Raw genomic sequence first — 12,084 nt, 5'->3', positions numbered from 1 at the left:
GGCGTCTCATGCCTTTTCGCGATTCGCCGGCTCGGTCGCGCCCGGCGGCGGGATGTCGAGCGACAACTGGCCGGATGCTGGATCTTCGGCCGGCACGGCAGGGTTGGCCGGCGGGGGCGGGTCCATCAGGGTGTTTTCGACAGCGGCGTATTTGTCCTGCTCGGCCATCGCAGCGCGCATCTGGTCACTCAGCCCGGTCGCTTCGTTATTGACGCCGGCCGCGGTTTCATCGACCTGACGTTCGACATCGCGGACCTGCTGTTCAACCTGGGCTTGCAGCTTGCGCAGTTCGTCCAGCTGCATTTCGCGCGAAATATCCGATTTCACATCGCTCACGTAACGCTTGAGGCGACCGAGCAGATGCCCGGCCGTGCGCGCGGCGCGCGGCAGCCTCTCGGGGCCGAGCACCAGCAGCGCAACGACGCCGATGATCAGGAATTCGGAAAAACCGATGTCAAACATGGACTGGACGGATGTGGCACCGGGCACTGCGTCCCGGTGGCCGTGTGACGACGCGGCCCGACAGGCGGCGGGCCGCCAGGATCAGGATTTGACCTTCTCTTCGGCCTTGACGTCGATGGTGCGCCCCACGTGCTGGGTCGGCTGCTCGGGTGTACCGGCGGCATCGTTCTCGCCACCTTTCACGCCGTCCTTGAAGCCCTTGACTGCACCGCCGAGGTCAGAGCCGATGTTGCGCAGTTTCTTCGTGCCGAAGATGAGGAGCACGATGACCAGAACGATAAGCCAGTGCGTAATGCTGAATGAACCCATGATTACCTCTCGAAAACGAGCATGGGCGGCAGGGGATCCGGCCCGCCCACGACATGCATGTGAAGATGATACACCTCCTGCCGACCCACCCTTCCGCAGTTGATCAGCGTGCGAAAGCCGTCGGTGCAACCGGCTTCACGCGCCAGCTCGCCGACTTTCGCGAGCATGCGACCCAGCGCAGCCTCGTGCGCCGGACTGGCATCCGACAGCGTCGGAATGTGGGCTTTCGGAATGATCAGGAAATGCACCGGCGCGACAGGGTTGATGTCGTGGAACGCGTAGATCAGATCATCCTCGTACAGCTTGCGCGACGGAATCTTGCCGCTGATGATCTTGCAGAAAATGCAGTCGTTGTCTTGCATGGCGTCAGTGTGTCCGTGAGGGGCGCATTCTGGGATACGCGTATTACCGTATTGTGCGCCGGCAACAGTGCTTCAGGTCGTGCGCGAACGTTTTTCGTCCAGACCGGAAATGCCTTCGCGGCGACGGAATTCGTGCAGCACGTCATCGACCGTCAGGCCATGGTGCGCCAGCAGCACCATGCTGTGGAACCAGAGGTCGCACACCTCCTTCACCAGATGACCGGCGTCGCCATCCTTCGAAGCCATGATGGTTTCCGCGGCTTCTTCGACCACCTTCTTGCAGATCGCGTCGGTGCCCTTGTGCAGCAGCGACGACACATACGACGAGCCGGGTTCGGCCGCCTTGCGTTCGGCAATGGTCTGCGCCACTCGATGCAACACTTCAATATCGATCATTTGTAGATGTCGTCCGGATTCTTGAGTACAGGCTCGGTCGTTTCCCAGCCGTCGTTCGTCAAGGCATGGAAAAAACAGCTGTGACGTCCGGTATGGCAGGCGATACCGCCGGTTTGTTCAACTTTCAGCAGCAGTACGTCGCGGTCGCAGTCGAGGCGGATGTCCAGCACCTTCTGCGTGTGACCCGATTCCTCGCCCTTGTGCCACAGCCGGCCGCGCGAACGCGACCAGAAAACGGCTTCGCGCAGGTCAGCCGTGCGGGCCAGCGCTTCACGATTCATCCAGGCGAACATCAGCACATCGCCGCTGGACGCCTCCTGCACGATGACCGGCAGCAGGCCGTTGGCATCCCACTCAACTTCGTCTGCCCAGGCCGGCCCGCTCACAGTCTGACCTCAATGCCACGGCTGCGCATGCGTTCCTTGGCTTCGCGCACCGTATGTTCGCCGAAGTGGAAGATGCTGGCGGCCAGTACGGCGTCGGCGCCGCCATCGAGCACGCCATCGACAAGGTGATCCAGCGTTCCGACCCCCCCCGAAGCGATGACCGGGATGCGCACCGCGTCCGACACCGCGCGCGTCAGCGCCAGATCGAAACCGCTCTTCGTGCCGTCGCGGTCCATGCTGGTGAGCAGGATTTCGCCCGCACCCAGCGATTCGACCTTCTGCGCCCAGGCGATCGCATCCAGGCCGGTCGCGTTGCGGCCGCCGTGGGTAAACACCTCCCAGCGCGGCTGACCATCGCGGTCGGCCACGCGCTTTGCGTCGATGGCGACCACGATGCACTGCGAGCCGACCTTGCCCGATGCCCGGGCGACCAGCTCGGGATCGTTGATCGCCGCCGTATTCATGCTCACCTTGTCGGCACCGGCGTTGAGCAGGCGACGCACGTCTTCGACCGCGCGCACACCACCGCCCACCGTCAGCGGGATGAACACCTGATCGGCCACCCGCTCGACGACGTGCAGGATGATGTCGCGCGCGTCCGAGCTGGCGGTGATGTCGAGGAAGGTCAGTTCGTCAGCGCCCTGTTCGTCGTAGCGACGGGCAATTTCAACCGGATCACCGGCGTCTTTCAGTGCAATGAAATTGACGCCCTTGACCACGCGGCCGGCGTTGACGTCCAGACAGGGAATGATGCGCTTGGCCAGCATGGAACTCCCGCGCCGCGCGCGACAAGAAGTGGATCAGGTGTCGCCGTTCAGACGGTCGACTTCGGCCTGGGCCGCCGCGAAATCCAGCGTGCCCTCGTAGATGGCGCGTCCGGTGATGGCACCCATGACGCCTTCGTCCTCGACCGCACACAGCGCACGGATATCGTCCATATTGGTCACGCCGCCCGAGGCGATGACCGGGATGCGCAGCGCCTGCGCGAGCTTGACGGTCGCTTCGATGTTGACGCCACCCAGCATGCCGTCGCGGCCGATGTCGGTGTAGACGACCGCTTCGACGCCCTGGTCCTCGAACTTCTTCGCCAGGTCGACGACGTCGTGACCGGTCATCTTCGACCAGCCATCCACCGCGACCTTGCCGTCGCGCGCGTCCAGCCCGACGATGATGTGGCCGGGAAAGGCGCCGCAGGCGTCATGCACAAAACCCGGGCTCTTCACCGCCGCCGTGCCGATGATGACGTAACTGATGCCGTCATCCAGATAGCGTTCTATGGTATCGAGATCACGAATTCCCCCGCCGAGCTGGATCGGGATTTCGTCACCCAGTTCGCGCACGATGGCCTTGATGGCCGATTCGTTCTTCGGCTTGCCGGCCACGGCGCCGTTCAGATCGACCAGATGCAGGCGGCGCGCGCCGGCATCCAGCCAGTGCCGGGCCATGGCAGCCGGGTCTTCCGAAAATACGGTCACCACATCCATGTCGCCTTGTTTCAGGCGTACGCAGTGGCCGTCCTTGAGGTCGATGGCAGGAATCAGCAGCATGGCACGAGGTCGGGTCGAGTCAGATAAGGGATGTAGAGGCAATCAAGGTCGGGCAGCGCTGCCCGGCTTCGTCCATCAGGGCGTCCAGTCGATGAAGTTGGCCAGCAGGCGCAGTCCGGCGTGTGCGCTCTTTTCGGGATGGAACTGAACGGCAAAAATATTATCGCGCGCTATGGCGCTGGTAAAGGGCGCGCCGTAACAGGTTTCACCTGCGGTCAAGTCAGCGTTCCGCGGCACCACATAGTAACTATGCACGAAGTAGAAGCGTTCTTCATCTGGAATGCCAGCCCAAAGCGGGTGTTTTGCGGTCTGGCGTACGCCGTTCCAGCCCATGTGCGGCACCTTCAACCGCGCGCCGCTCTCCGGATCGACCGGATTGTCGAAGCGCCGGACTTCGCCGTCCAGAACACCAAGACCGGGATGATCGCCCTCTTCGCTGTGCTCGAACAACATCTGCAGGCCGATGCAGATGCCCAGAAAGGGCTTGTTCGCGGCGGCGTCGATCACCGCACTGCGCAACTGGCGCAGATCGAGTTCGCGCATGCAGTCGGGCATCGCACCCTGCCCCGGAAACACGACCCGGTCCGCGGCTGCGACATCGCGCGGGTCGCTGCTGACGACGACGTCAGCCGCAGGCGCAATGTGTCCGATCGCCTTGGCGACAGAACGCAGGTTGCCCATACCGTAATCGATGATGACAACGCGGGTCATGAGTGGCGCAGGAAGGAGTGGAACGCGTAAGAGTGGGGCTTGAAATCAGGCGAACGCTCAGAGCGAGCCCTTTGTCGACGGCATCTGGCCGGACGCGCGGTCATCGCGCTCGCTGGCCGCACGCAAGGCTCTGGCGAAGGCCTTGAACACGGTTTCGCACTGATGGTGGGCATTGATTCCGCGCAGATTGTCGATGTGCAGTGTGACGAGCGCGTGATTCACGAAGCCCTGGAAGAACTCGCGCACCAGGTCAACATCGAAATCTCCGATGCGCGCCCGCGTGTAATCGACGTTGTAAACAAGGCCCGGACGGCCGGACAGGTCAACCACGACGCGCGACATCGCTTCGTCGAGCGGCACATAGGCGTGGCCGTAGCGGCGCAGTCCCTTCTTGTCGCCGACCGCCCTGGCGTAGGCCTGACCCAGTGATATGCCGACATCTTCCACCGTGTGGTGGGCATCGATTTCCAGATCACCCTTCGCGCTGACTTCCAGATCGATCAGGCCGTGGCGAACGATCTGGTCGAGCATGTGGTCAAGGAAGGGGATGCCGGTATCGAGCTTGCCCTGACCGCTGCCATCGAGATTGATGCGCACGCTGATCTGGGTTTCGAGCGTGTTGCGCGTGATGTCTGCTTGCCGCATGGATGGTCGGATCGCCGTCGGAAAATCGCCCCGGCGCAGCGCCGGAATCGCAAGTGCCCGATGATAACATCGACTCGGACCCGGTCATTTGCGGCGCTCGTCGCGCTGGCTGCCCGTTCTCCGTTTCAACACGTCACCGCCTTGATCATCATGAGCCAGTTCTGGAGCCCCGTCGTCAGCACCCTGTCGCCCTACACGCCGGGCGAACAACCGAAGATCGAAGGCCTGATCAAGCTCAACACGAACGAGTGCCCCTACCCGCCCAGCCCGCGCGCCGTGGCGGCCATACAGGCCGAACTGGGCCGTGACGGCGACCGGCTGAAGCTGTATCCGGAACCGACAGGTCAGATTCTGCGCGAGGCGATCGCCGCACGTTTCGGTATCGGGCCGGCGCAGGTCTTCGTCGGCAACAGTTCCGACGAGGTATTGGCGCACACCTTCATCGGCCTGCTGAAGCACGACCGGCCGCTGGTTTTCCCGGACATCACCTACAGCTTCTACCCGGTCTACTGCCAGCTTTACGGCATCGCCTTCGAGCGCGTGCCGCTGGACGCCCAGTTCGCGATCCGCGTCGACGACCTGATCGCCCGTCGGCCCGGCGCGGTCATCTTTCCGAATCCGAACGCACCGACCGGCTGCCTGCTGCCGCTGGACGACATCGACCGGCTGGCCGCTGCATTGCCCGAGTGCCCGGTGGTGATCGATGAGGCCTACATCGACTTCGGCGGCGAGTCGGCCGTGGCGCTGATCGATCGTCACCCCAATCTGCTGGTCACGCAGACGCTGTCGAAGTCGCGTTCCCTGGCCGGGCTGCGCGTGGGTTTCGCCGTGGGTCACCCGGCATTGATCGAAGCGCTGACGCGGGTAAAGGACAGTTTCAACTCCTACCCGCTCGACCGACTGGCCCTCGTTGGCGCCACCGCCTCGATCGAGGACGTCGAGTGGTTCGACCAGACGCGCCGGCGCGTCATGGCAAGCCGGGAAACACTGCGCGCGGACCTGGCCGCGCTGGGCTTCGAAGTACTGCCATCTGCCGCCAACTTCCTGTTCGCCCGCCATCCGGCGCACGACGCCGCCGCGCTGGCGCTGGCACTGCGCGAGCGGCGCATCCTGGTGCGTCACTTCAAGGCAGCACGCATCGACCAGTTTCTGCGCGTCACGATCGGAACTGATGCGCACTGTGCATCGCTGATCGCCGCGCTGCGGGAAATCATCGAGATTTCCTGACCTGATGTCGCCGTTGCGGAGCGCTTCTTGCTAGAGCAGTCGGGTCCACATCCCCGGGTCGTTCAGTCATGCATCGCTTTGCCCGCACCCTGCTCCAGTCCGCCCTGATCGCTGCGCTCGCCGGCTGCACCGGCATTTCTTTCAAGCAAGGCGCTGGCGGTGAGGACTTCCGCCGCGCCGAAGCCGAATGCAAGAGCACCACTTCGGAGCGCAGCGCCTTCTCCCGGTGCATGGACGAAAAAGGATGGTGGACGCGGTCGATGGAAGAACTGTCGCAACTCGGATTCGCGCCGGTGGATGAGGATGCAGCCGATGCCGAGGAAGAGGCTGCCGCGCCGGTGGCCGCTGCAGCGGCTTCTGCCGGGGCTGCGGGCGCCGCTGCAGATTCCAAGTCGGCTGCGGCACCCACTTCCGGCCCTGCTCCGGCAGAGAAGAAGGCCAGCGCCGCCCGACCGGCCGCCGCAGCGGCCGCCAAACCGGCCGTGCCGAAAGATCCGCTGTCGCGCATCACCATCGCCATGTGGGCCAAAGCCGGCGCCGACGGCTCGGCACTGATGGCTTCACAGGCAGCCTGCCTGTCGACACTCGGTGCCGGCCACGAGCCCGATCCGGTCGCCAAGACCGTCACCCGCGGCCTGTACGACTGCCTGCGCAAGGACGGCTGGACCGGCATGACCCTGCGCTGACTCCGCCCTGCATTACCCAGTACCGCGTTTGATCATTTCATTCGCATGGAATACTCTTGGGCCGGGTGTATGCACAATGAATAACTCGAGCAGCGGCATTTGAACAGCCGCCAGGGACACACCCGAAGAAATCCGCCCTCACCGGGGTGGCTCGTCACATTTCCCAAGGAGAGTCCCATGTTGTCAGCACGCAAGCTTCTGGCTGTCTCGCTGTGCCTGTCGGCGCAGCACACGTTCGCACTGAGTACCGGTGACATTGCGTTCACCGCACTGAACACCGATGAAGACGGCTGGGCCATCGTGGCCCTGGCCGACCTGGCGGCTGACAGCACGATCTACTTCACCGACAGCAACTGGGGCGGCGCCGCATTTTCGAGCGCCGAAGGCTTTCACACCTGGAACACCGGTGCGGCATCGATCGCCGCGGGCAGCGTGATCCGCTTCAGCCAGATCGATCAGGCCAGCCGCGCGGTGTCGATCGGCGCGCTGACCTCGTCGGGCAACCGCGCGCTGAGCAGCACCGCCGAAACCGTGTACGCCTACCTGGGCACGGCCGCCAACAGTCCGACCACCTTCCTCGCCGCGGTGTCGTCCGAAGCAAACGCCGCTGCCACGAACGCGCTGTCTGCGGCCGGGCTGCAGGCCGGCGTCAACGCCGTCATTCTGCCGGCCAGCACCGACTTCGCCGAATACACCGGGCCGCGCAGCGGCGAAGCGGATTTCGCGGCCTATCGGCTGCTGGTCAATGCCGCATCGAACTGGACCGGCTTCACGGATGGCGATCACGCCAGCGCGCAACCAAACCTCGCGGCGTTTTCGGTAGCGGTGTCGCCAGTGCCGGAGGTATCCGGGGGATGGATGATGTTGGCAGGCCTTGCGCTGGTAGCCGCGCGCCTGCGCCGATAACCTGCCGGCACCGGGCGAGAAAGCTCAGGGCGCTGGCAGCGGTTCGACCAGCGCCCTGTAGGCATGCCAGGTTGCGTGCCCGATCAGCGGCATCAGCACGATCAGGCCGAGGAACAGGGTGGCGAATCCGGCTGCGGTCAGCAACACGATCAGCATGGCCCACACCAGCATCGGGCCGGGGTTGCGACCGAGCGCGATCAGGCTTGCCAGCATCGAAGTCACCGCGTCCTGCCGCCGGTCCAGCATCAACGGAATCGCGACCACGCTGGCACCGAACACGAGTGACGCAAAGATGAAGCCGACCAGCGCATAGGCCATCAGGAATTCGACGTTCTCCAGGCTGACCACCTGTTCGACGAAGCGGCCGACGGACGGCATTTCAGAGGTGTAGAACAGCGCGAACACAACCAGCGACGCGCGCGCCCATACGAGAAAGATGATGATCAGCACGACGGCGAATACGCCGATTGCCCCGGCATTGTGCTGACCGGCGGTGAGCGAGTGCGCCAGCATGGGTGTTTCACCGGCTTCGCGCCGGCGCGACAGGTCGTACAGGCCGAGCGAAAGAAAAGGGCCCAGCAGCAGGAAGCCGCAGACCAGCGCCGAGGTGAGGTGGTACGCGTGGCTGAACACGACCGACAGCAGCACCCCCATGAAGGCGAAACAGCCGCCGTAGAAAATGCTGGCGGCCGGATTGCCGGCAAGATCCGCAGCACCCTTGGCAAGCCAGTCGAATGGCGCGAACAGTGCCACTTCACGGACGACCGGAAACGGAAGCCCCTGTGCATCACCCCGGGCCGGACTTTCTCCGGTCGGCAGTTCCGATGGCTGCATGCGTACACCCCTCATCCGCATCACTGCATTGATGCGCGCCGACCACCCTGCCGGCGCGTGACCCGGCGCCACTGTACGCCGAGTCGCCGCCGCCGGGGGAATCAGTCCTTCAGACGCATTTCAGCCGAACGAGCGTGTGCCTGCAGACCTTCTCCGTGCGCCAGCACCGACGCAATGCGGCCGAGCTTCTGCGCGCCTTCAGCGGATATTTCGAGGATGGACGTGCGCTTCTGGAAGTCGTACACGCCGAGCGGGCTGGAGAAGCGCGCGCTGCGCATGGTCGGGAGCACGTGGTTCGGGCCCGCGCAGTAGTCGCCCAGTGCCTCGACCGAGTAGTGACCGAGGAACATCGCACCCGCGTGACGGATGCGATCCACCCAGTCGCGCGGGGTTTCGGTACAGATTTCGAGGTGCTCCGGGGCGATCCGGTTGGCGATGTCACACGCCTCCCCGAGGTCGCGCACCTTGATCAGCGCTCCCCGGTTGGCGAGGGACGTGGCGATGGTGTCGCGTCGCGGCATGTCAGGCAGCAGACGGTCTATCGATGCATGCACGCGGTCGATGAAGGCGGCGTCGGTGCACAGCAGGATGGACTGGGCAAGCTCGTCGTGCTCGGCCTGGGCGAACAGGTCCATCGCCAGCCAGTCCGGATTGCCGTGGCCATCGGAAATGATCAGCACCTCGGACGGGCCGGCCACCATGTCGATACCGACCGTGCCGAACACCCGGCGCTTGGCGCTGGCGACGTAGGCATTGCCCGGGCCGACGATCTTGTCCACCTGTGGAATGCTTTGCGTGCCGTAGGCAAGCGCGCCGACCGCCTGGGCGCCACCTATCGTGAACACGCGGTCGACGCCGGTGATGGCGGCGGCCGCAAGCACCAGTGCATTGCGCTCGCCACCCGGCGTCGGCACGACCATGATCAGTTCCGACACGCCCGCGACCTTGGCCGGCACGGCGTTCATCAGCACCGAACTGGGGTAGGACGCACGGCCGCCGGGCACATACAGGCCGACGCGATCAAGCGGCGTCACCTTCTGGCCCAGCGTCGTACCGTCGGCTTCGGTGTACTCCCACGACGCCTGCTTCTGGCGCTCGTGATACAGGCGCACGCGGTCGGCCGCCTCCACCAACGCCGCACGTTGCTCGTCGCCCAGACTGGCGTAGGCCTCGTCAAGCACGCTGCGCGGCAGTTCGAGTTCGACCATCGACGCCGCGTTGAGGCGGTCGAAGCGGCGGGTGCAGTCGAGCACGGCTTCGTCGCCGCGCGCACGCACATCGCGCAGGATGCCGGCCACCGCCGCTTCGATGGCGTCGTCGGTCGACGCATCGAAGGCGAGCAGCGCATCGAGCTGTTCGATGAAGTCCGGCGCGCCGGAATCCATGCGTCGGATGGCGGTACTCATTGCACAGCCCCGGCGATCGCCTCGAGTATCGGCGACAGCGCATCGTGCTTCACCTTCAGTGCAGCCTGATTGATGATGAGCCGGGAACTGATGTCCATGATGTGTTCGACCTCGACCAGATTGTTCGCACGCAGCGTGCCGCCACTGCTGACCAGATCGACGATGGCGTCGGCCAAGCCGACCAGCGGCGCCAGTTCCATCGATCCGTACAGCTTGATCAGGTCGACGTGGACGCCCTTGGCCGCGAAATGTTCGCGCGCCGTGTGCACATACTTGGTCGCCACCTTGAGGCGCGCGCCGCGGCGCACCGCCTGCTCGTAGTCGAAACCGGCCTGCGTCGCCACACTCAGGCGGCAGCACGCAATCTTCAGGTCGATCGGCTGGTAAAGACCGGCGCCGCCGTGTTCCAGCAGCACATCCTTGCCGGCGATGCCGATATCCGCCGCGCCGTACTGCACATAGGTCGGCGTATCCGACGCGCGCACGATGACCAGGCGCACATCCGGCCGGTTGGTGCCGATGATGAGCTTGCGCGACGTCTCGGGATCGTCGGTCGGTTCGATGCCGGCCGCCGCAAGCAGCGGCAGCGTTTCTTCGAAAATGCGACCCTTGGACAGGGCGAGGGTGATGCCTTGCACGGTGTGCCTCGTTAGCGGTTGGATCGGCGGCGGATGAGTCGGCCGCGGGAACGTCGATGGCAGGTCAGGACAGGCGCCTGACGGTGGCGCCGAGCGCAGTCAGTTTCTGTTCGATGCGCTCATAGCCGCGATCCAGATGATAGATGCGTTCGATCACGGTTTCACCGCGCGCCACGAGGCCGGCGATGATCAGTCCGGCCGATGCGCGCAGATCGGTCGCCATGACGGTCGCCCCGTCGAGCTGCGCCACGCCCTGCACCACCGCGGTATTGCCGTCGATCCGGATGTCCGCGCCCAGCCGGGCAAGTTCGACTGCATGCATGAAGCGGTTCTCGAAAATCGTTTCGCGGATGATGGACGTGCCTTCGGCCAACGCATTGATCGCCATGAACTGTGCCTGCATGTCGGTCGGAAAGGCCGGATAGGGCGCCGTGCGGATCGACACCGCCTTCAGGCGCTGGGGCGCCCGCAGCACGATGGCTTCGAACGACGGCGACTTTTCGGTGCGGATGTCACAGCCGGCATCCATCAGCTTGTCGACCACGGCGTCGAGATAGGCGGCCGAGGTGCCGGTCAGGCGGATTTCGCCGCCGGTGGCCGCCGCCGCACACAGATAGGTACCGGTTTCGATGCGGTCCGGCATGATGCGATGTGTCGCGCCGTGCAGTCGCTCGACGCCCTGAATGCGGATCACGTCGCTGCCGGCGCCTGATATGCGCGCGCCCATGGCGACCAGACAGTTCGCCAGATCGACGACTTCCGGCTCGCGGGCTGCGTTCTCGATCACCGTTTCGCCTTCGGCCAGCACGGCCGCCATCATCAGGTTTTCGGTGCCGGTCACGGTCACCATGTCGGTGAACAGCCGCGCGCCACGCAGGCGCGACGTGCGCGCGACGACATAGCCGTGTTCCACCGCAATGTCGGCGCCCATCGCGGTCAAACCCTTGATGTGCTGATCGACCGGTCGCGCGCCGATCGCGCAGCCGCCGGGCAGTGACACCTTCGCCTCACCGCAGCGGGCGACCAGCGGGCCGAGCACAAGGATGGAGGCGCGCATGGTTTTCACCATTTCGTACGGCGCCAGCGGATTGTTCAGCCCGGACGCATCCAGCGTGACGACCGGGCCGTCGCGCTGCACCGCCACGCCCATCTGCGCCAGCAACTTGAGCATGGTGCCGATGTCGTTGAGCTGCGGCACATTGGTCAGCGTCAGTGGCTCACGTGTCAGCAGCGCGGCGCACAGGATGGGCAGCGCCGCATTCTTCGCACCCGACATCTCGGCCTCGCCCTGCAGGCGATGACCGCCTTCGATCAACAGCTTGTCCATCGTGCGTTCAGGCCTTCCACTCGGCCGGCGTCAGCGTCTTCATCGACAGCGCGTGGATTTCCTCGCGCATGCGGTCGCCCAGCGCGGCGTAGACAAGCTGGTGACGGCGGATGCGGGTCAGACCGTCGAAAGCGGCGGACACGATGACGGCCTCGAAATGCTGGCCGTCCCCCGATACCGCGCAGTGATCACAGACGATGCCGGCCGTGATGGAAGATTCGATGCTTTGTGGAGTAACCATA

Annotated in this window: 17 protein-coding genes; 3 read left to right on the top strand and 14 right to left on the bottom strand. The window is 64.7% G+C overall.

Features of this window, described 5'->3' with window-relative positions; genetic code table 11:
* Positions 1 to 6: 6 nt before the first annotated feature.
* From tatB to hisB, 9 genes are all read right to left on the bottom strand, one after another.
* Positions 7 to 462 (bottom strand): Sec-independent protein translocase protein TatB, encoded by a 456-nt coding sequence (gene tatB / locus Q8Q80_RS18480; protein WP_305634323.1) that lies wholly within the window; start codon positions 460 to 462, stop codon positions 7 to 9.
* A gap of 81 nt (positions 463 to 543) precedes the next feature.
* Positions 544 to 771: a Sec-independent protein translocase subunit TatA gene (tatA, locus tag Q8Q80_RS18475; RefSeq protein ID WP_305634322.1), complete on the bottom strand. Its 228-nt coding sequence runs from the start codon at positions 769 to 771 to the stop codon at positions 544 to 546.
* A gap of 2 nt (positions 772 to 773) precedes the next feature.
* Complete coding sequence (locus Q8Q80_RS18470; protein WP_305634321.1) at positions 774 to 1,133, bottom strand: histidine triad nucleotide-binding protein; 360 nt, start codon at positions 1,131 to 1,133, stop codon at positions 774 to 776.
* Between the two features lie 72 nt (positions 1,134 to 1,205).
* A complete protein-coding gene (locus Q8Q80_RS18465; protein ID WP_257095236.1) occupies positions 1,206 to 1,529 on the bottom strand; it encodes a phosphoribosyl-ATP diphosphatase in 324 nt (107 codons plus the stop codon).
* Complete coding sequence (gene hisI, locus Q8Q80_RS18460) at positions 1,526 to 1,915, bottom strand: phosphoribosyl-AMP cyclohydrolase (RefSeq protein ID WP_305634320.1); 390 nt, start codon at positions 1,913 to 1,915, stop codon at positions 1,526 to 1,528. The genes Q8Q80_RS18465 and hisI overlap by 4 nt, the downstream gene beginning before the upstream one ends.
* On the bottom strand, positions 1,912 to 2,682 hold the full coding sequence (gene hisF / locus Q8Q80_RS18455; RefSeq protein ID WP_305634319.1) for an imidazole glycerol phosphate synthase subunit HisF: 771 nt from the start codon (positions 2,680 to 2,682) through the stop codon (positions 1,912 to 1,914). Before hisF ends, hisI begins: the two co-directional genes overlap by 4 nt.
* 33 nt (positions 2,683 to 2,715) lie before the next feature.
* Entirely contained in the window at positions 2,716 to 3,462 is a 747-nt protein-coding gene (gene hisA / locus Q8Q80_RS18450; protein ID WP_257080502.1) for a 1-(5-phosphoribosyl)-5-[(5-phosphoribosylamino)methylideneamino]imidazole-4-carboxamide isomerase, read from the bottom strand.
* A 75-nt stretch (positions 3,463 to 3,537) separates the two neighbouring features.
* Complete coding sequence (gene hisH, locus Q8Q80_RS18445; RefSeq protein WP_305634318.1) at positions 3,538 to 4,173, bottom strand: imidazole glycerol phosphate synthase subunit HisH; 636 nt, start codon at positions 4,171 to 4,173, stop codon at positions 3,538 to 3,540.
* A 57-nt stretch (positions 4,174 to 4,230) separates the two neighbouring features.
* Positions 4,231 to 4,818, bottom strand: coding sequence for an imidazoleglycerol-phosphate dehydratase HisB (gene hisB / locus Q8Q80_RS18440; RefSeq protein WP_305634317.1), 588 nt, complete (start codon positions 4,816 to 4,818; stop codon positions 4,231 to 4,233).
* A 150-nt stretch (positions 4,819 to 4,968) separates the two neighbouring features.
* Between hisB and hisC the strand changes: the two genes are divergently transcribed.
* The 3 genes from hisC (at position 4,969) to Q8Q80_RS18425 (ending at position 7,637) form a co-directional block, all read left to right on the top strand.
* A complete protein-coding gene (gene hisC, locus Q8Q80_RS18435) occupies positions 4,969 to 6,045 on the top strand; it encodes a histidinol-phosphate transaminase (protein WP_305634316.1) in 1,077 nt (358 codons plus the stop codon).
* A 68-nt stretch (positions 6,046 to 6,113) separates the two neighbouring features.
* Complete coding sequence (locus Q8Q80_RS18430; protein WP_305634315.1) at positions 6,114 to 6,731, top strand: hypothetical protein; 618 nt, start codon at positions 6,114 to 6,116, stop codon at positions 6,729 to 6,731.
* Between the two features lie 177 nt (positions 6,732 to 6,908).
* Positions 6,909 to 7,637 (top strand): hypothetical protein, encoded by a 729-nt coding sequence (locus Q8Q80_RS18425; protein ID WP_305634314.1) that lies wholly within the window; start codon positions 6,909 to 6,911, stop codon positions 7,635 to 7,637.
* Positions 7,638 to 7,661: 24 nt separating this feature from the next.
* On the opposite strand, the gene Q8Q80_RS18420 is transcribed toward Q8Q80_RS18425, so the two are convergent.
* The 5 genes from Q8Q80_RS18420 to Q8Q80_RS18400 all read right to left on the bottom strand — a co-directional run bounded on the left by Q8Q80_RS18420 (position 7,662) and on the right by Q8Q80_RS18400 (position 12,083).
* Positions 7,662 to 8,471 carry a DUF2189 domain-containing protein gene (locus Q8Q80_RS18420; protein ID WP_305634313.1) on the bottom strand — a complete coding sequence of 270 codons (810 nt, stop codon included), beginning with the start codon at positions 8,469 to 8,471 and terminating at the stop codon, positions 7,662 to 7,664.
* Positions 8,472 to 8,572: 101 nt separating this feature from the next.
* Positions 8,573 to 9,877 (bottom strand): histidinol dehydrogenase, encoded by a 1,305-nt coding sequence (gene hisD, locus Q8Q80_RS18415; protein ID WP_305634312.1) that lies wholly within the window; start codon positions 9,875 to 9,877, stop codon positions 8,573 to 8,575.
* A complete protein-coding gene (gene hisG / locus Q8Q80_RS18410; protein WP_305634311.1) occupies positions 9,874 to 10,515 on the bottom strand; it encodes an ATP phosphoribosyltransferase in 642 nt (213 codons plus the stop codon). Before hisG ends, hisD begins: the two co-directional genes overlap by 4 nt.
* A 64-nt stretch (positions 10,516 to 10,579) precedes the next feature.
* The gene (gene murA, locus Q8Q80_RS18405) at positions 10,580 to 11,842 is read right to left on the bottom strand and encodes a UDP-N-acetylglucosamine 1-carboxyvinyltransferase (RefSeq protein ID WP_305634310.1); all 1,263 of its coding nucleotides are present in this window, start codon (positions 11,840 to 11,842) and stop codon (positions 10,580 to 10,582) included.
* Positions 11,843 to 11,849: 7 nt separating this feature from the next.
* Positions 11,850 to 12,083, bottom strand: coding sequence for a BolA family protein (locus Q8Q80_RS18400; RefSeq protein ID WP_305634309.1), 234 nt, complete (start codon positions 12,081 to 12,083; stop codon positions 11,850 to 11,852).
* Position 12,084 lies beyond the last annotated feature (1 nt).

The organism is Methyloversatilis sp. (assembly GCF_030698125.1).
Lineage (GTDB): Bacteria > Pseudomonadota > Gammaproteobacteria > Burkholderiales > Rhodocyclaceae > Methyloversatilis.
Note: the sequence above shows the minus strand (reverse complement) of the source record. Positions and strands in the feature narration are given on the sequence as shown.